Genomic DNA, 18,426 nt, shown 5'->3' with positions numbered 1-18,426 from the left:
AACGATCAATCGTTGTGCAGACTGAAACATCAATAGTGTTTCGGCGGCCATAGCGTGAGGGAAACGCCCGGTTACATTCCGAACCCGGAAGCTAAGCCTCACAGCGCCGATGGTACTGCAGGGGGGACCCTGTGGGAGAGTAGGACACCGCCGGACTTCTTTCGTGAAATGGCCACCCAGTGTTGGGTGGCCTTTTCTCGTTTCCGGGACGAAAGGAACGTCGTGACTGAAGAAAACCGCCCGCGATCGGAGCGCAAGCCCCGTTACTCTGCTGCGGACTCCGGAGCACGGCGTCCGCGTCGCGACGGCGATGCTCGTCCACCGCGTTCCAACGATGACCGTCCCCGCCGGGACGGCGATCGTCCCCGCCGCGATGGTGACGCGCGTCCGCAGCGTGACGGTGATTCGCGGCCCCGTCGTGATGGCGATCGCCCGTCGTATCCGCGTCGCGACGGAGCCGGCGACTCTCGCCCGCGCCGGGACGGCGACTCCCGTCCGCGCCGGGATGGTGATCGCCCGTCGTATCCGCGTCGCGATGGCGCCGGCGACTCTCGCCCGCGCCGGGACGGGGACTCCCGTCCGCGCCGGGACGGGGACTCCCGTCCGCGCAGTGACGGCGACTCCCGTCCGCGTCGCGACGGCGATCGCTCGTCGTATCCGCGTCGTGACGGCGACTCCCGTCCGCGCCGCGACGGCGACTCCCGTCCGCGCCGTGATGGCGATCGTGCGTCGTACCCGCGCCGGGATGGCGACGCGCGCCCGCGTCGCGACGACCGCGATGGGGCACGTTCGTCGCGTCCGCCGCAGGGGTCCGAGCGTCGCGACATTCCGCGCGGCCCTGAGATCCCCGAGACCGTCACGGCTCGCGATCTTCCGGGAGCTGCGCGCAACGAACTGAAGACCCTGAGCAAGGAGAACGCGGAGCAAGTCGCCCGTCACCTCGCGATGGTCGCCCAGCTGATCGACGACGACCCCGAGCTCGCGCACGAGCACGCGCTCGCGGCATCCCGCCGTGCCGGCCGTGTCGGCGTGGTCCGTGAGACGGTCGCGATCACCGCGTATGCCACGGGGGACTACGCCCTCGCGCTGCGCGAGCTCCGTACGTATCGACGCATCTCCGGCAGCGATGATCAGATCGCGATGATGGTCGACAGCGAGCGTGGCGTGGGTCGCCCCGACCGCGCGCTCGAGGTCGGTCGCGCCGTGGACCGGTCGACGCTTCCGATCGAGGTGCGCGTCGAACTCGCCATCGCGATGTCGGGCGCACGTCTCGACCTCGGTGAGACCGAGCGTGCGCTGCAGGAGCTCGACATTCCCGAGCTCGACCCCGACCGGGCGTTCTCATGGAGCCCCGCGCTGTTCGCCGCCCGCGCCGCGGTGCTCGAGGACCTCGGGCGGTCCGAGGAAGCCGCACTCTGGCAGCGGCGCGCCCTCGTGGCCGAGGAGGCCCTCGGCGCGACCGACGCCGACCGTGAGCTGATCGTGGTCGACGACATCGACGAGGACGCCGCGCTCGAGAGCGAGGCGCCGGCGGACAGCAAGACGGAGGAGCGCGGCTGATGGGCCTGTTCTCCCGGGCAACCTCGACACCGCTCGACGGTGTGGATGCCGTCCTGGCCGACCTCGATGGTGTCGTCTATGCCGGTCCCGGCGCCCTGCCGCACGCGATCGACAGCCTCAACCGTGCGGGGGAGACGCGCCGGCTCGGTTACATCACCAACAACGCGTCCCGGCGCGACTCGGTGGTCGCCGACCATCTGCGGGAACTCGGCCTGACAGCGACGCGCCCCGAGGACGTCATCACGAGCCCGCAGGCGGCGATGCGCCTGCTGCGAGAGCGGGTTCCTGCCGGGGCGACGATCCTCGTCGTGGGCGGCGATGGGCTCGTCCACGAACTCGAAAAGGCGGGCTACGTACCCACACGGTCGGCCGAGGACGGCCCCGCCGCTGTCGTGCAGGGTTTCGCCCCGGAGGTCGGCTGGGCGCAGCTCGCCGAGGCGGCGTACGCGCTCGCGACCCCCGAGGACGAGGGCGGGATTCCGTGGATCGCCACCAACACCGACTGGACCATTCCGCAGGCGCGGGGGATCGCGCCGGGTAACGGCACGCTCGTGTCGGCCGTGCACACTGCCGTGGGTCGACTCGCGACCGTCGCCGGCAAGCCCGAACGTCCGATCTTCGACGAGGCCGTCGCTCGCTTCGGCGCCTCGCAGCCGCTCTTCATCGGCGACCGCCTCGACACCGACATCGCCGGAGCTCAGGCTGCCGGCATCCGCTCGGTGCTCGTGCTGACTGGCATCGACCGGCCCAAGCACGTGCTCGCAGCGCCCGCCAACGCACGGCCGACCTACATCGTCAGCGACCTGCGCGAGCTCCACGAGCCCTACCCCGAGGTCAGGACGAAGGGCGACGTGACGACCGTCGGCAACGCGTCGGTACGCATCGACGGCGCCGACATCGTCATCGTCTCGGAAGGGGATCGCCCCATCGACCTCGTGCGCGCGGGGGCCGCGGCGATCTGGGCGACCGGCCGTGCGATCTACGGATTCCGGGTTCCCGAGCGTCTCTACGCGGATCCGTTCCACCGTCCCTGACCCCGCGTATCGTGGGACCCATGTCGATGGATGGTGCCGACCCGGGCGAGCGCGAGGCGAGCGCCGCGGACAGCGCGACGCAGAGCATCGCCGATCAGTGGCGCGACGACCTGCTCTCGTCGCTCGACGTCATCGAGGACCAGCCGTTGAGCGAGCGTGCCGCGTCGTACGCCGCGTTGCACGACGAGCTCGCCCGCCGCCTCGACTCCGGTCCGACCGGCGCCGCGTGAGCACCCGCCTCGATTCGGCACTGGCCGCGCGCGGTCTCGCGCGATCGCGCACCCACGCCGCCACCCTGATCGCCGACGGACTCGTCTCCGTCGACGGGCGCACCGTCGTGAAGGCATCCCACCCCGTGCCCGACACCGCGACCCTCATCGTCGCCGGCGCCGACCACTACGTCAGCCGTGCGGCGCACAAGCTCATCGCCGGGCTCGACGCGTTCGGCGTCGCCGTAGCCGAGCGCGCGGCCCTCGACATGGGCGCCTCGACCGGCGGCTTCACACAGGTGCTCCGCGAGCGCGGGGCCCGCCCGGTCGTCGCCGTCGACGTGGGGCACGGTCAGCTCTCGCCGGCGATCGCGGCGGACGACGGCGTGATCGTCGTCGAGGGCTTCAACGTCCGCGACCTCTCGCCCGAGGCGGTCAGCGGGTTCGCCGGCGGTCCGTTCCGGCCCGACATCATCACCGGTGATCTGTCGTTCATCTCGCTCGAGCACGTCCTCCCGGCGGTCGTCTCGGTGTGCGCCTCGACGACGGATGTCATCCTCCTCGTCAAACCGCAGTTCGAAGTCGGGCGCACCGCGGTCAAGGGCGGGCTTGTCACCGATCCGGCGTTGCGAGCGGATGCGGTGATGGGCGTGCTGTGGTCGGCGTGGGACGCCGGGCTCGCCACCCGCGGCGTGATCGCCTCGCCGATCGCGGGGACGCACGGCAATCAGGAGTACGTCGTGCACCTGTGCATCCGCGTCGATGACACGGGCAATCCGACACAATGGATACACACGGTGGACGAACTGGCGGGAGCCCGATGACCGACGCGATGCGCAACATCCTCGTCGTCGCCCACGCGCGCCGTCCCGACACCGTCGCCGCGGCGCAACGCGTCCTGAACGCGCTGTCCGGCGCGGGGGCTCGTCCCGTGCTCGCAGCCGACGATCGCGCCGAGCTCGTCGAGGAGCTGGGTGAACTGCCCGGCGTCCTCACGCTCGACCTCGACGTGAGCGTCGCCGAGCTCGAACTCGCGATCGTCCTGGGCGGCGACGGCACGATCCTGCGCGCCGTCGACCTCGTCCGGGGCGGCACCGCTCCGGTCCTGGGCATCAACATGGGCCACGTCGGGTTCCTCGCCGAGATCGAGGCCGACGACATGGACGATGCCGTCCGGCGCGTCATCGACCGCGACTACGACGTGGAGGAGCGCATGGCGCTCTCGGTCCGCGTCAAGGACGGCACCGGGGCCGTGGTCTACGAGACGTGGGCGCTGAACGAGGCGACGGTCGAGAAGGCCAGTCGCGAGCGGATGCTCGAGGTCGTCCTCGAGGTCGATCGGCGTCCGCTGTCGGCCTTCGGCTGCGACGGAGTCGTCATCGCGACACCGACCGGCTCGACCGCGTACAACTTCTCCGCCGGCGGCCCCGTGATCTGGCCGGACGTCGAAGCGGTCGCGGTCGTCCCGCTCTCGGCGCACGCGCTGTTCGCCCGTCCGCTCGTGATCAGCCCGGAGGCATCGGTGGCTATCGAGGTCGGCGCGGGCACGAACGGCACCGGCATCCTCTGGGCCGACGGCCGCCGGTCGCAGGAGCTGCCCCCCGGAGCGCGCGTCGTCGTGCGTCGGTCGAAGACGCCGGTTCGCCTGGCGCGCCTGCATCCCGCCGCCTTCACCGACCGCCTGGTCCGGAAGTTCCGGTTGCCGGTCGTCGGGTGGCGTGGTCCCAGCCTCGAGCAGCGGGAGGGCGCGTCGTGATCGAAGAGATGCGTCTGCGCGGCCTCGGAGTCATCGCCGAGGCGACGCTGCCGATGGGCCCCGGGTTCACCGCCATCACGGGTGAGACGGGCGCGGGCAAGACGATGGTCGTCACCGGACTCGGGCTGCTGCTCGGTCAGCGGGCCGACTCCGGAGCCGTGCGCGCGGGCGCGCCGCAAGCATCCGTCGACGGCGTCTGGATCGTCGATGAGAACGGCCCCGTCGCCGAGCGCGTCCGAGAGGCCGGGGGAGACGTCGAGCCGATCGGCGGAGGCCGCTCCGAGCTGTATCTGGGCCGCGTGCTCTCGAGCGAGGGGCGCAGCCGCGCGAGCGTCGGGGGTCGCCCGGCGCCGGCCGCGGTGCTCGCCGAGCTCGCCGAGCAGCTGATCGTGGTGCACGGGCAGTCCGACCAGCTGCGCCTCAAGTCGGCGGCTGCCCAGCGCGACGCGCTCGACCGTTTCGGCGGGCCCGAGATCACCGCAGCGCGCGAACGCTACCGCGCGGCCTTCGACGCTTGGCGTGCCGTCGACGCAGAACTGACGCAGCTCGACGCCGATCGCGACGCGCGCCGCCGCGAGGCCGACGACCTGCGGGCACGCATCGCCGACATCGAGGCGGTCGCCCCGCAGCCGGGTGAGGACGCCGTGCTCGCCGAGCGGGCCGAGAAGCTCGCCAACGTCGAGGAGCTGCGCGCGGCCGCGGCCACGGCGCACGACGCGCTCTCGAACGACGACGAGCTTCCGGACGCGGTCTCGCTGCTGGCCGAGGCCCGGCGCGCGATCGAGCGCTCGGCGGCGAGCGACGCGGCTCTCGCGGCGTTCGTCGAGCCGCTGGCCGATCTCGGCTACCGTGCCGCCGACCTCGTGACGGGCCTGAGCGCCTACCTCGCAGACCTCGATGAGAGCGGGCCGCAGGAGCTCGCCGCTGTCGAGGAACGGCGTGCCGCCCTGAACGGACTGCTGCGGGCGCACGGCAGCCTCGACGAGGCGCTGGCCCTCCTCGAGAGCGGATCGGCGCGACTCATGGCGCTCGACGACGACGGCGACCGCATCGAGCGCCTGCGCGCTCAGCGCGACGAGCTCGCCGACACCCTGGATGCCGCCGCCGCTGAGCTGACCGCAGCGCGCACCGCGGCGGCGGAGCGACTCGGCGCAGCCGTCACGGCCGAGCTGCGCCAGCTCGCGCTGCCCGACGCGCGGCTGCTCGTCACCGTCGAGCCCGGCACCCCCTCGGTGTCGGGGCGCGACGACGTGACGATCCTCCTCGCACCGCACCCCGGCGCCGAGGCGCGGCCGGTGGCCAAGGGCGCCTCGGGTGGAGAGCTCAGCCGGGTGATGCTCGCGATCGAGGTCGTGATCGCGGGGACGGATCCCGTGCCGACCTTCGTGTTCGACGAAGTGGATGCCGGCATCGGCGGCGCCGCCGCGATCGAGGTCGGGCGCCGGCTGGCCCGGCTGTCCGAGACGAGCCAGGTGATCGTGGTGACGCACCTCGCGCAGGTCGCCGCCTTCGCGACGAACCACCTGACCGTCGTGAAGTCGAACGACGGCTCGGTGACCGCGTCGAGCGTCCGACGTCTCGAGGGCGGCGATCGCGAGGCCGAGATGGCGCGTCTGCTGTCGGGCCTGCCGGATTCGGGGGCCGCGATCGAGCACGCCCGAGAACTGCTGAACCTCTCGCGTTCCTGACTGATAGAATAGAAGCCCGTGACGGACACTCATCGCGCGGCCTCTTCCCAGAACACCACCAAGCAGATCTTCGTGACCGGTGGTGTGGTCTCTTCTCTCGGTAAGGGACTGACCGCCGCGAGTCTCGGCAATCTCCTCACCGCACGCGGTCTTCGCGTCGTGATGCAGAAGCTCGACCCGTATCTGAACGTCGACCCGGGCACGATGAACCCGTTCCAGCACGGCGAGGTCTTCGTGACGGATGACGGCGCCGAGACCGACCTCGACATCGGACACTACGAGCGCTTCCTCGACATCGAGCTCACCCAGGCGGCGAACGTCACGACCGGTCAGATCTACTCGCAGGTCATCGCCAAGGAACGCCGCGGCGAGTACCTCGGCGACACCGTGCAGGTCATCCCGCACATCACCGACGAGATCAAGCGCCGGATGCGGCTCCAGGCGACCGAGGAGCCGCGTCCCGACGTCATCATCACCGAGGTCGGCGGTACCGTCGGCGACATCGAGTCGCAGCCGTTCCTCGAAGCGGCCCGTCAGCTGCGCCACGAGCTCGGCCGCGACAACGTGTTCTTCGTGCACGTCTCGCTCGTGCCGTTCATGGGTGCCTCCGGCGAGCAGAAGACGAAGCCGACCCAGCACTCCGTCGCCGCCCTCCGCCAGGTCGGCATCCAGCCCGACGCCCTCGTGCTGCGCAGCGACCGCCCCGTCAGCGAGAGCAACCGCAACAAGATCGCGCTCATGTGCGACGTCGACGTCGAGGGTGTCGTCAACACCGTCGACCTGCCGAGCATCTACGACATCCCCTCGACGCTGAACTCGCAGGGACTCGACGCGTACATCGCGCGCCGCCTCGGCCTCGCCGAGCGTGCCGACGACGTCGACTGGACGCGGTGGAGCAAGGTGCTCGACGCCGTCCACAACCCCAAGCACGAGGTCACGATCGGTCTCGTCGGCAAGTACATCGATCTTCCCGACGCCTACCTGTCGGTCACCGAGGCGCTGAAGGCCGGCGGCTTCGCGCAGGAGACCAAGGTCAACGTCACTTGGATCCCCTCCGATCTGTGCGAGACCCCCGAGGGCGCCGAGAAGGCGCTCGCGAGCGTCGACGGCATCGTCGTGCCCGGCGGCTTCGGCATCCGCGGCATCGAGGGCAAGCTCGGCGCGCTGAAGTTCGCGCGCGAGCAGGGCATCCCGACCCTCGGCATCTGCCTGGGTCTGCAGTGCATGGTGATCGAGTACGCCCGCAACATGGCGGGGCTGACCGGTGCGTCCTCGAGCGAGTTCGACCCCGAGACCGAGTTCCCCGTCATCGCGACGATGGCCGAGCAGGTCGACATCATCGCCGGCGGCGACCTCGGCGGCACGATGCGCCTGGGCCTGTACGAGGCCGACCTCGCCGAGGGTTCGCTCGCGGCCGAGGTCTACGGAGCCACGAAGGCATCCGAGCGTCACCGGCACCGCTACGAGGTGAACAACCGGTACCGCGACCAGATCGCCGAGGCCGGGCTGGTCTTCTCGGGCCTGTCGCCCGACCGCAACCTCGTCGAGTACGTCGAGCTGCCGCGCGACGTGCACCCGTACTACATCGCGACGCAGGCCCACCCCGAGCTGCGGTCGCGTCCGACCGAGGCGAACCCGCTGTTCCGTGGGCTTGTCGCCGCCGCCCTCGACCGGCACCGCGCGAGCGAGCTGTTCGAGGTCGAGGATGCCTGAGCTGCGCGACGAGCCCGTCGAGCCCGAGGTCGTCTCGAGCGAGCTGGTCTACTCGGGGCACGTCTGGGACGTGCGGAGCGAGACGGTGCGTTTCGGTGACGGCGAGATCACCCGCCAGTTCGTCGACCACCCGGGGGCGGCCGCGGTCGTCGCGATCGACGACGAAGAGCGCGTCGTGCTGATCCAGCAGTACCGGCATCCGATCCGTCATCGCGACTGGGAGATCCCCGCGGGGCTGCTCGACGTCGCGGGCGAGCCGCCCATCGAGACGGCGCGGCGCGAGCTCGCCGAGGAGGTCGACCTCGTCGCCGAGTCGCTCGAACCGCTCGTGAGCATCTTCACGACGCCGGGCGGCAACGACGAGATCATCCACGTCTTCCTCGCCCGCGGTCTCAGCGCGGCGCCGAGTGCGTACGAGCGCGAGGACGAAGAGGCCGACATGCGCGTCGAGCGCGTGCCGCTGACCGAGGTCATCGACGGCGTGCTCGCGGGGCGGTTCCGCAACGGCATCCTGGCGACGGGCGTGCTCGCGGCGGCCGAACGGCTGCGCCGGAGCTGACGGACGTGCGGCTCGACCGCGCCGTCGCGGCGTACCTGCGCCACATCTCGGTCGAGCGCGGGCTGTCGGCGCACACGGTCGCGGCCTACCGGCGGGATCTCGACGCGTACACCGCGTGGCTCGCCCAGCAGGGGATCGGCGACACGTCCGAGATCACGGCGGAGATCGTGACGCGGTTCGCCGAGGAAGCGGCATCCGCCGTCCCGCCGCCGGCGGCCACGTCGCTGGCGCGGCTGCAGTCGTCGCTGCGGGGTCTGCACCGCTTCCTCGCCCGCGAGGGGATCGTCGACGCCGACCCGACGCAGCGGCTGCGTCCGCCGAAGACGCCGCGGCGACTGCCGAAGGCGCTGACGATCGATCAGGTCGAGAGTCTCCTCGATGCCGCAGGACCCCCGCCGGGCGATGTCGCGGCGACCGATCTCGCGGCGCTGCGCGACCGCGCGCTGCTCGAACTGCTCTACGCCACGGGGGCGCGGGTGTCGGAGATCGTGCAGCTGGATGTCGACGACCTCGCCCTCGGCGACGTGCTGCGCGTTCGCGGCAAGGGCGCGAAGGAGCGGATCGTTCCGGTCGGGTCGTACGCGCGCGCCGCCGTCGAGGCCTATCTGGCCCGCGCCCGGCCGGAGCTCTCTCGGCGCGGACGCGCGACGCCCCGGCTGTTCCTCGGGGTGCGCGGGGCTCCGCTGTCGCGGCAGAGCGCGTGGCTGATCATCCAGCAGGCCGCCGAGCGCGCCGAGCTGACGGCGCACGTGTCGCCGCACACTCTCCGGCACTCCTTCGCGACGCACCTGCTGCAGGGCGGAGCCGACGTCCGCGTCGTCCAGGAGCTGCTCGGGCACGCTTCGGTGGCGACGACCCAGATCTACACGCACGTCACGGTCGACGCCCTGCGGGAGATCTACGCCACCTCGCACCCTCGCGCGCGCTGAACCGCACGCGAGGAACATCGTCGTGCGCTCCGGCACGGCAGGATGGGACCATGAGCAGCGGGGACGCCCCGGACGGCGCCCGCGCCCTCCGCTTCGACACGCAGGCGCTGACAGTGCCTCTCCCGAGTCCCGGCGAGAACGGGCTTCTCGGTGCAGCCGGTCGGCGCGCCTCGCTGATCAGCGCCGTTCGGGCCGTATTCGTCTCGGCGGTGCTGGTGCTCGGGTTGGGCGTGCTCGCGCTGCTCTTCGTCGTCGTCGTCCAATCCGCGGCCGGCGGATCGGGGCTGTCATGGTCGAGCATCGTGATCGCGTCGGTGATGGTGCTGCCGCTCGCGGTGAGCCGCTTCGGCGGTATGCGCGGCTCGCGGCGGGCCGCAGAAGCTGCGATGTACCGTCTCGAGGGGTTCGCGGCGTCGAACCGCCTCGACATCCGCCACCGCGACGACGACCCCGACGAAAGCGCGACCGTCTTCGGCCTCGGCAGGCGCCGGATGGCTACCGCGGTCGTGACGGGAAGCGACCCGCGCCCGTTCCGCTCGGCGGACTACGCGTTCGACACGTGGATCGGCCGCTACCGGATGCCGCACTCGCTGACGTACCTTCGCGTCGACCTCGCCGCCGAGCTGCCGCGGGCCGGCCTGGTCGCGGTACTCGCGCCCGGCGCGCCCTCCTGGCGGCCGCCCCTCGGGCAGGAGCGGATCGAGATCGGTGGCGGGTTCGACGAGCACTTCGGCGTCTGGTGTGCGCCCGCCGATGCGGATCGGGTCCGGCGGATGCTCACGCCGCCCGTCCGCTCCGCCCTGAGTGCGGTGGCGGTCGACGTCGACCTCGAGATCGTCGGACGCCGCATGTACGTCCTCTCGCGGGGCACGCTGCCGCGCCACACCGCTCCGTTCTGGCGCTGGACCGAGGACCTGCTCGCGGTCGCCGTGCGTATCGAGGATGCCGCCGCCGCTCGACCGGAGCCGTCGGCGAGCGGCGTGCTGCGAAGCACCGACGCGGAACGGGCCGAGACGCGAGCGCACCTGTTCACCAGGCCCGGGGTCGGTCGCCCCGCCGCCATCGGCTGCCTGCTGCCCCTCGTCTTCGGGGTCGTCGCCGGTCTGCTCACGGCTACCTGGCGCTGAAGCCCGGGCCGGTCTCCGCGGCATCCGATCGCGCCGGTTTTTCCCGGCACGGGGCCGCCGCGGCCGCGGGGCAGGCGCCGCAGGATGGCAGCATGCCCGCCGATGCACCCGCCCACTCCGCGCTGGAGAACGAGCGCGGCATCCGCCCCGGGCCCGCGCTCGCCGTCGTCTGGATCGTGGTGGGCATCGCCGGGTGGGTTGTCTCGTTCCTGCTCTACCACGAGTACATCGGTCAGCTGACCGGCGCCGAAGCCCTCATCTCGTGCGACATCAGCCCGATCGTCACCTGCGGTCCCAATCTGCTGAGCCCCGGCGGAAACCTGCTCGGGTTCAGCAACTCGATCATCGGAATCGTGCTCTTCCCGGGCGCGATCTACGCGGGAGTCTCCGGGCTCGCGGCGCCGGCCGGGCTGCGTCCCTGGTACTGGCGGGTGTACGCCGGGTTCGTCGCGGCGGCGTTCGTGCTCGTCCATGTCTTCGCGTACCGCAGCGTGTTCGAGTACGGCTCGCTCTGCCCGTGGTGCATGGTCGTGTGGCTCGTGGCGATCCCCCTGTTCTGGTCGACTCTCGGCTGGACCCTGCGGGAGGGTGTCTGGGGCCGCGCGCCGCAGGGCGTCGGGGCCCTGCTGCTGGCGTGGACGCCTCTCGTCGTGGTCGTCGACTACCTCCTGATCGCCGTCGCCGCCCAGCTGCGGCTCGACGTGCTCGGGAGCCTGTGATCCGGAGGCGTTGCGGCGATTCGTTCGTCGGACCGGCGGTGCTGGTGTCGCCTCGGGCGCCGATGCAGGCCGCTCCCGCCCCGCGCGTCCGACGAACGTATCGGCTCACGCCGGGTGCCTGTGCGAGAATCGATCGCACGCTACGGAAAGCAGGAGTCTCGGTGACGGACAAGTCGCGGAAGGCCGGGAAGGCCCCCACGGAGGACACCCCGATCGGACCCACCGGTCGGCCATACCGAGGTTTCCCGACCCCGCCGAAGCTCGACGGTCACGGGCCGGCCCGCATCATCGCCCTCTGCAACCAGAAGGGCGGCGTCGGCAAGACCACGACGACCATCAACCTGGCGGCATCCCTCGCCGAGTACGGCCGCAAGGTTCTCGCCGTCGACTTCGACCCGCAGGGCGCTCTGTCGGCTGGCCTGGGCATCGCCACGCACGACGTGCCGACGATCTACGACCTGCTGCTCGACACCAAGCGCGACCCCCACGAGGTCATCGTCGAGACGTCGGTGCCCGGGCTCGACGTCATCCCCGCGAACATCGACCTCTCTGCCGCCGAGGTGCACCTCGTCAACGAGGTGGCCCGCGAGACGATCCTCGCGCGCGTGCTGCGCGGCGTCTCGTCCGAGTACGACGTCATCCTGATCGACTGCCAGCCCTCGCTCGGACTGCTCACGGTCAACGCGCTGACGGCGAGCCACGGCGTGCTCATCCCGCTCGAGTGCGAGTTCTTCGCGCTGCGCGGTGTCGCGCTGCTGATCGAGACGATCGACAAGGTGCGCGACCGGCTGAACCCCTCCATCGAGCTCGACGGCGTCCTGGCCACGATGTACGACCCGCGCACGCTGCACTCGCGCGAGGTGCTCGAACGCGTCGTCGAGGCCTTCGGCGACGACGTGCTCGAGACGGTCATCGGGCGCACCGTGAAGTTCCCCGACGCGTCGGTCGCGGGCGTTCCGATCATCACGTTCGCGCCGGAGCATCAGGCCGCGCAGGCCTACCTGCGTCTCGCGCGGGAGCTCGTCGCCCGTGGCGCCGTCGCCTGACGGGATCGTCGATGCGCCCGGGCCGGCCGAGCCCGACGCGGGCGGGGATGCCGCCGAGCCGGGATTCCGGGTCTCGCTGACGAACTTCGACGGCCCCTTCGACCTGTTGCTGAACCTCATCGGCAAGCACGAGCTCGACATCACCGAGGTGTCGCTCAGCAGAGTCACCGACGAGTTCATCGGCTACCTGCGCGGGCTCGAGCCCGAAGAGCTCGACGCCGCGTCGGAGTTCCTCGTTGTCGCCGCGACGCTGCTCGACATGAAGGTCGCCGGTCTCCTGCCGCAGGGCGAACTCATCGACGCCGAGTCGGTGGCGCTGCTCGAAGCGCGCGACCTGCTGTTCGCCCGGCTGCTGCAGTACCGCGCCTTCAAACAGGTCGCCGGATGGTTCGCCGAGCGGGTCGTCGCCGAGGACCGTCGTCACACCCGATCGGTGCGCCTCGACGAGAAGTATCGGGCAGCCGCGCCCGAGCTCGTGTGGACACTGACCGCCGACGACTTCGCCGCGCTCGCGACGCTCGCCTTCGCGCCGAAGGAGATCCCGGTCGTGGGGCTCGACCACCTGCACGCGCCGCTCGTGTCGATCCGCGAGCAGGCGGCCGTCGTCGTCACGCTGCTGCGGGGCGCGGGTACCCTGAACTTCCGCGAGCTCATCGCGGGCGTCGCGCAGCCCGGCATCGTCGTGGCCCGCTTCCTCGCCGTGCTGGAGCTCTACCGGCACGCGGCGCTGTCGTTCGAGCAGCTCGAACCGCTCGGCGAGCTGACGCTGCGCTGGACCGCCGAGCGCTGGTCCGAGGAGAACCTCGCCACCCTGGGAGCCGACTATGACCGATGACCCGACACCGACCACGGCCACCCCGATCGCGGACGTCGCGCGGCGGCTCGAGGCGATCCTGCTGGTCGTCGACGAGCCGCAGAGCCTCGTCGCGCTCGCCGCCGCCGTCGGCGCGCCCGTCGCCGCCGTGCGCCAGGCGGTCGCCGGCCTGGTCGCCGACTACGACGGCGAGACCGGCGGGCCGCGCCGCGGATTCGAGCTGCGCGAAGTGGGCGGCGGTTGGCGCCTGTACGTGCGCGCGGAGCACGACGCCCTCGTGAGCGACTACGTCAACACGCAGGCACCCTCGCGGCTTTCGCAGGCCGCCCTCGAGACCCTGGCGGTCATCGCCTACAAGCAGCCGGTCTCACGCAGCCAGGTCGCCTCGATCCGCGCCGTCAACGTCGATTCGGTCGTGCGCACCCTGCTCTCGCGCGGGCTGGTGACCGAGGTCGGCCACGACCCAGAGACCGGTGCCATCCTGTACGGCACGACCGACGCGCTGCTGGTCAACCTCGGCATCAACTCGCTCGACGAGCTGCCGCCCATCTCGCCGTTGCTCGACGACGGCACCGACGGTTTCGAAGGAGAGGCGACGCGATGACGGATGCCGAAGGGGTACGCCTGCAGAAGGTTCTCGCCAACGCGGGGGTGGCGTCGCGCCGTGTCTGCGAGCAGCTGATCGTCGAGGGGCGCGTGCGGGTCAACGGCACGATCGTGACCGAGCTCGGCAGCCGCATCGACCCGGCCGTCGACATCGTCGACGTCGACGGCACCGCCGTACAGCTCGACACGACGAAGCGCTACGTGATGCTCAACAAGCCGACGGGCGTCGTCAGCTCGATGAAGGACGAGAAGGGCCGCGCCGACCTGCGCCGGTTCACGAAGGACTGGGACGAGCGTCTGTACAACGTCGGCCGCCTGGATGCCGAGACGAGCGGCCTGCTCGTGCTCACGAACGACGGCGAGCTCGCCCACGTCCTCGCCCACCCCTCGTTCGGGGTGACGAAGGTCTACATCGCGAAGGTGCGCGGGCGCGTGACGCCGCAGACGATCGCGCGGCTGATCAAGGGCGTCGAGCTCGAGGACGGCCCGATCGCGGCCGACAAGGCGCGGCTGCTCGACACATCGGGGGAGACGAGCCTCGTCGAGCTGACGCTGCACTCGGGGCGCAATCGCATCGTCCGCCGCATGATGGCCGAGGTGGGGCATCCGGTGCTCGAGCTCGTGCGTCGCCAGTTCGGCCCGCTCCACCTGGGAACCCTCCCGGCGGGACGCGCCCGGGAGTTGACTACAGTGGAACGCGGTGCGCTGCTGACGCTCTCGCGCAGCGCCGACGGTGCCCCCGAGCACCCGACTTCTCCGGAGAACCCGTGACCGATTCCTCGCTCGATCCCGTGCGCCCCGGCCGTGCCGCGCGCACGGCCGGTACCGTGCGCATCGTCGGCGCGGGCCTGCTCGGCTCGAGCATCGGCCACGCGCTGCGTCTGCTCGGTGTCGATGTCGTCCTCGACGACGCCTCGCCCGCTCAGCTGCGGCTCGCCGTCGACTACGGCGCGGGCCGGCTCGCGGCCTCGGACGATCGTCCCGTGCTCGTCGTGGTCGCGGTGCCGCCGGATGTCACGGCGGATGTGATCGAGCGCGAGCTGCGCGCCCATCCCGGCGTGGTCGTGACGGATGTCGCGAGCGTCAAGCTCGAACCGTACCTCGAGCTGCGCAAGCGCGGTGTCGACCTCACTCACTACATCGGCTCGCACCCGCTCGCGGGCCGAGAGCGCGGCGGGGCGATCTCGGCGCGCGCCGACATCTTCGTCGGGCGGCCGTGGGTCGTGTGCCGTGACGACGAGACGCGCGCCTCCGATCTCGCCGTCGTCGAGGGACTCGCTCTCGACCTCGGTGCGATGCCGCTCGAGATGACCCCGCAGGAGCACGACGAAGCGGTCGCCCTCACCTCGCACGTTCCGCAGCTGGTCGCGAGCCTCCTCGCCGGACGTTTCGTCGCCGCTCCCGAGGGATCGCTGCGCCTGACCGGTCAGGGCGTGCGCGACACGACGCGCATCGCGGCATCCGCTCCCGAACTGTGGGTGCAGATCCTCGGGGCGAACGCCGCGCCCGTGGTCGCGGTCCTCGACGATCTCGCCGCGGACCTCGGGGCCGTGGCCGACGCGCTGCGCGATCCGGCGGCCCCGGGCGCTCGACGAGCGCTCGCCGACACCATCCGCCGAGGAAACGAAGGCGTCGAGCGCCTGCCCGGCAAGCACGGGCAGAACCGCCGCTTCGAGCAGATCGTGGTGCGCGTCGACGACACCGCGGGGCAGCTGGGGCGCCTGTTCGGCGACCTCGGCGACCTCGGGGTGAACATCGAGGACCTCCGCCTCGAGCACTCCCCGGGAGCGCAGTTCGGGCTGGCGGAGCTGAGCGTCGTCCCCAGCGTCGTCCATGAAGCCGTCGCCGGGCTCGAGCAGCGCGGCTGGAAGATCGCGAGTGTTCCCCATGCCTGAGTCCTTCCCCGTGCCTGAATCGTCTCCGGTGACCGTCGCGATCGACGGTCCCGCCGGCAGCGGCAAGTCGAGCGTCTCGAAGCAGGCCGCGCGTGTTCTCGGCTACGGCTTCCTCGACACCGGCGCCGCCTACCGCGCGCTCGCGTGGCGCGTGCTCGAGCGCGGCGACGACACCGCCGACGCGCAGGCCGTCGTGCGCGCCCTCGACGACTTCGACTACGCGATCTCGCTCGACCCCGACGACCACTGGGTCCGCGTGGGCGACGTCTTCGTCACCGACGACATCCGCGAGCCGCGCGTCTCGGCGGCCGTCAGCGGCGTCGCCCGCGTGCCCGAGGTGCGCGAGCGCGTGAACGTGCTGTTCCGCGCGCTCGTGGCGGCATCCGGTTCGGCCGGGGTCATCGTCGAGGGACGCGACATCACCACCGTGGTCTTCCCCGATGCGCCCGTGCGCGTCCTGCTGACCGCCAGCCCCGAGGTGCGCGCCGCGCGCCGCAGCGCCGAGCTCACGGGAGAGGATGCCGCGGCTGTCGCCGAGGCGCTCCACCGACGTGACGCGTCGGACTCGCAGGTCGTCGACTTCCTCACCGCCGCGCCCGGCGTCGTGGTGGTCGACTCGACCGATTTGGACTTCGATCGGACCGTGGACGCCGTCATCGACGTCGTGCGCACCGCGACAGGAGAGAACTGATGGCTACCACCGACGACGAGTACGAGGGCGGTCCCGACCAGCTCGAGGAGAAGCTCGCGAACCTCGACGAGCACCTCGCCGACCAGCGGGCCGCTGCGCTGCGCGCGTCGCTCGCCGACTACGAGCTCGATGACGACGACACCGAGCTGCTCGCCGGGTTCACAGCGGGCGGCGAGGTCGTGGAGGTGCTGCCGGCGCTTCCGGTCGTCGCGATCGTGGGCCGCCCGAACGTCGGCAAGTCCGCGCTGGTGAACCGTATCCTGGGCCGTCGCGAAGCCGTCGTCGAGGACACCCCGGGTGTCACGCGCGACCGGGTGAGCTACAAGGCCGAGTGGATGGACCGCCGTTTCACCCTCGTCGACACCGGAGGGTGGGAGCCCGACGCCCGCGGCATCGACCGCTCGGTGGCCGCGCAGGCCGAGGTCGCGATCGACCTCGCGGATGTCGTGCTGTTCGTCGTCGACGCGATGGTCGGGGCCACCGCCACCGACGAGGCCGTGGTGCGTCTGCTGCGCAAGACCGACAAGCCCGTCTTCCTCATCGCCAACAAGATCGACGACGCGCGCCAGGAGCCCGAGGCAGCCGCGCTGTGGAACCTGGGCCTGGGTGAGCCGCATCCGGTCTCGGCCATCCACGGGCGCGGCGTCGCGGATCTTCTGGACGAGATCATGAAGGTGCTTCCCGAGGTCTCGGCCGTCGCGAAGAACGAGCTGGGCGGCCCGCGTCGCGTCGCGATCCTGGGGCGCCCGAACGTCGGCAAGTCGTCGCTGCTGAACAAGGCGGCCGGTGAAGAGCGCGTGGTCGTGAACGACCTCGCGGGTACGACCCGCGACCCGGTCGACGAGGTCGTCGAGCTCGGCGGCAAGCTGTGGCGACTCGTCGACACGGCCGGCATCCGTCGCCGGGTGCATCTGCAGCAGGGCGCGGACTTCTACGCGTCGTTGCGCACCTCGGCGGCCCTCGAGAAGGCCGAGGTCGCCGTCGTCGTGCTCGACGTGACCGAGTCGATCAGCGTGCAGGACCTCAACATCATCGACCTCGTGCTCGAGTCCGGCCGCGCGCTCGTGCTCGCGTTCAACAAGTGGGACCGCCTCAACGACGCCGACATGGACAACGCCGATCGTCGCCGCTACCTCGAGCGCGAGATCGAGCAGGACCTCGCGCACGTCACGTGGGCGCCGCGGGTGAACCTCTCGGCCCGCACCGGTCGTCACCTCGACAAGCTGGTGCCGGCCCTCGAGACCGCGCTGCAGTCGTGGGATCAGCGCATCCCGACCGGCAAGTTCAACGCCTTCCTCGCCGAGCTCGTCGCGGAGCACCCGCACCCGCTGCGCGGCGGCAAGCAGCCCCGCATCCTGTTCGGCACCCAGGCGTCGACGCGTCCGCCGACATTCGTGCTGTTCACGACCGGTTTCCTCGACCCGGGCTACCGCCGGTTCATCCAGCGACGGCTGCGCGAGATCTTCGGCTTCGAGGGCACGCCGATCGTGACGAACATGCGGGTGCGCGAGAAGCGCCAGCGCTGACCGTCTGACCGCCGTTCACCTGGCAGTTCACGCCCCCAGGCGCGAGTTTTGGGGGCGCGAACCGCCAGGTGAAGCGCTTGGCGGTGCTGCGGGGAGCGGGCTCAGCGCTTGGCGGGGGACGCACGGCGGACCATCGCGGTCTCGTCGGGCGTCTCGAAACCGAACTCGGCGTAGAGGGTGTGCGCGTCGCGCGTGAAGAGGGTCCAGCGGAAGTCGTGGCCGGGGCCTTCATCGATCATGCGCCGAAGGATCCGGTGCGCGACGCCGGCGCCCTGGTGCTCGGCGACGACGAATACGTCGGCGAGGTAGGCGAAGCTCGCGCCGTCCGAAACGGCACGGGCGAAGCCGATCTGTTCGCCGGTGTCGGCGCGGTAGGCCCCGACGAGACGCCAGGCCGTGTCGAGCTGTGCCTCGATCACGGCGCGTTCGCGCCAGCGGCCCCAATAGGCCTCGGACGAGAGCCAGCGCCAGACGACGTCGCGCTGGATGCGGGCGGGGGAATCATCGATCTCGTACTCCACGTCCCCATTGTGCGTCGCAGCGGCGAGGAGACC

20 protein-coding genes and 1 rRNA gene are annotated in these 18,426 nt (G+C 71.3%); 20 read left to right on the top strand and 1 reads right to left on the bottom strand.

Annotation, left to right across the window (positions count from 1 at the left end):
- Nucleotides 1-39: 39 nt before the first annotated feature.
- The 20 genes from rrf (at nt 40) to der (ending at nt 17,872) form a co-directional block, all read left to right on the top strand.
- A 5S ribosomal RNA gene (rrf, locus tag C3481_RS15785) occupies nt 40-156 on the top strand.
- Between the two features lie 178 nt (nt 157-334).
- Complete coding sequence (locus C3481_RS16655) at nt 335-898, top strand: hypothetical protein (RefSeq protein ID WP_219817677.1); 564 nt, start codon at nt 335-337, stop codon at nt 896-898.
- A gap of 47 nt (nt 899-945) precedes the next feature.
- Nucleotides 946-1,560, top strand: coding sequence for a hypothetical protein (locus C3481_RS16650; RefSeq protein ID WP_237049147.1), 615 nt, complete (start codon nt 946-948; stop codon nt 1,558-1,560).
- Nucleotides 1,560-2,594 carry an HAD-IIA family hydrolase gene (locus C3481_RS15775; protein WP_064955561.1) on the top strand — a complete coding sequence of 345 codons (1,035 nt, stop codon included), beginning with the start codon at nt 1,560-1,562 and terminating at the stop codon, nt 2,592-2,594. Before C3481_RS16650 ends, C3481_RS15775 begins: the two co-directional genes overlap by 1 nt.
- A 20-nt stretch (nt 2,595-2,614) precedes the next feature.
- Nucleotides 2,615-2,824, top strand: coding sequence for a hypothetical protein (locus C3481_RS15770; protein WP_036305990.1), 210 nt, complete (start codon nt 2,615-2,617; stop codon nt 2,822-2,824).
- A complete protein-coding gene (locus tag C3481_RS15765) occupies nt 2,821-3,627 on the top strand; it encodes a TlyA family RNA methyltransferase (protein ID WP_103843283.1) in 807 nt (268 codons plus the stop codon). The genes C3481_RS15770 and C3481_RS15765 overlap by 4 nt, the downstream gene beginning before the upstream one ends.
- Entirely contained in the window at nt 3,624-4,559 is a 936-nt protein-coding gene (locus tag C3481_RS15760; RefSeq protein WP_023955795.1) for an NAD kinase, read from the top strand. The genes C3481_RS15765 and C3481_RS15760 overlap by 4 nt, the downstream gene beginning before the upstream one ends.
- Nucleotides 4,556-6,247: a DNA repair protein RecN gene (recN, locus tag C3481_RS15755; protein ID WP_103843281.1), complete on the top strand. Its 1,692-nt coding sequence runs from the start codon at nt 4,556-4,558 to the stop codon at nt 6,245-6,247. Before C3481_RS15760 ends, recN begins: the two co-directional genes overlap by 4 nt.
- Nucleotides 6,248-6,265: 18 nt before the next feature.
- Complete coding sequence (locus tag C3481_RS15750) at nt 6,266-7,960, top strand: CTP synthase (protein WP_023955791.1); 1,695 nt, start codon at nt 6,266-6,268, stop codon at nt 7,958-7,960.
- The gene (locus C3481_RS15745) at nt 7,953-8,519 is read left to right on the top strand and encodes an NUDIX hydrolase (protein ID WP_023955789.1); all 567 of its coding nucleotides are present in this window, start codon (nt 7,953-7,955) and stop codon (nt 8,517-8,519) included. Before C3481_RS15750 ends, C3481_RS15745 begins: the two co-directional genes overlap by 8 nt.
- 5 nt (nt 8,520-8,524) lie before the next feature.
- Nucleotides 8,525-9,448: a site-specific tyrosine recombinase XerD gene (gene xerD / locus C3481_RS15740; protein ID WP_071919148.1), complete on the top strand. Its 924-nt coding sequence runs from the start codon at nt 8,525-8,527 to the stop codon at nt 9,446-9,448.
- A 50-nt stretch (nt 9,449-9,498) separates the two neighbouring features.
- Nucleotides 9,499-10,575: a hypothetical protein gene (locus tag C3481_RS15735; protein ID WP_103843278.1), complete on the top strand. Its 1,077-nt coding sequence runs from the start codon at nt 9,499-9,501 to the stop codon at nt 10,573-10,575.
- A gap of 92 nt (nt 10,576-10,667) precedes the next feature.
- Nucleotides 10,668-11,294: a vitamin K epoxide reductase family protein gene (locus tag C3481_RS15730; protein ID WP_064955557.1), complete on the top strand. Its 627-nt coding sequence runs from the start codon at nt 10,668-10,670 to the stop codon at nt 11,292-11,294.
- 161 nt (nt 11,295-11,455) lie between these two features.
- A complete protein-coding gene (locus C3481_RS15725) occupies nt 11,456-12,340 on the top strand; it encodes a ParA family protein (RefSeq protein WP_023955781.1) in 885 nt (294 codons plus the stop codon).
- Nucleotides 12,324-13,175, top strand: a complete 852-nt coding sequence (locus C3481_RS15720; RefSeq protein ID WP_036305986.1) for a ScpA family protein — start codon at nt 12,324-12,326, stop codon at nt 13,173-13,175. Before C3481_RS15725 ends, C3481_RS15720 begins: the two co-directional genes overlap by 17 nt.
- A complete protein-coding gene (gene scpB / locus C3481_RS15715; protein WP_023955778.1) occupies nt 13,165-13,758 on the top strand; it encodes an SMC-Scp complex subunit ScpB in 594 nt (197 codons plus the stop codon). Before C3481_RS15720 ends, scpB begins: the two co-directional genes overlap by 11 nt.
- Nucleotides 13,755-14,531, top strand: coding sequence for a pseudouridine synthase (locus C3481_RS15710; RefSeq protein WP_103843276.1), 777 nt, complete (start codon nt 13,755-13,757; stop codon nt 14,529-14,531). Before scpB ends, C3481_RS15710 begins: the two co-directional genes overlap by 4 nt.
- Complete coding sequence (locus tag C3481_RS15705) at nt 14,528-15,655, top strand: prephenate dehydrogenase (protein WP_071919150.1); 1,128 nt, start codon at nt 14,528-14,530, stop codon at nt 15,653-15,655. The genes C3481_RS15710 and C3481_RS15705 overlap by 4 nt, the downstream gene beginning before the upstream one ends.
- The gene (gene cmk / locus C3481_RS15700) at nt 15,648-16,346 is read left to right on the top strand and encodes a (d)CMP kinase (protein ID WP_103843274.1); all 699 of its coding nucleotides are present in this window, start codon (nt 15,648-15,650) and stop codon (nt 16,344-16,346) included. Before C3481_RS15705 ends, cmk begins: the two co-directional genes overlap by 8 nt.
- Nucleotides 16,346-17,872 carry a ribosome biogenesis GTPase Der gene (der, locus tag C3481_RS15695; RefSeq protein WP_023955770.1) on the top strand — a complete coding sequence of 509 codons (1,527 nt, stop codon included), beginning with the start codon at nt 16,346-16,348 and terminating at the stop codon, nt 17,870-17,872. The genes cmk and der overlap by 1 nt, the downstream gene beginning before the upstream one ends.
- Before the next feature lie 101 nt (nt 17,873-17,973).
- Here der and C3481_RS15690 read toward each other — a convergent pair whose 3' ends face one another.
- Nucleotides 17,974-18,393: a GNAT family N-acetyltransferase gene (locus C3481_RS15690; RefSeq protein WP_023955768.1), complete on the bottom strand. Its 420-nt coding sequence runs from the start codon at nt 18,391-18,393 to the stop codon at nt 17,974-17,976.
- Nucleotides 18,394-18,426: the final 33 nt, after the last annotated feature.

Origin of the sequence: Microbacterium sp. Ru50 (genome assembly GCF_002920555.1) — a bacterium.
GTDB lineage: Bacteria > Actinomycetota > Actinomycetes > Actinomycetales > Microbacteriaceae > Microbacterium > Microbacterium arborescens.
Note: the sequence above shows the minus strand (reverse complement) of the source record. Positions and strands in the feature narration are given on the sequence as shown.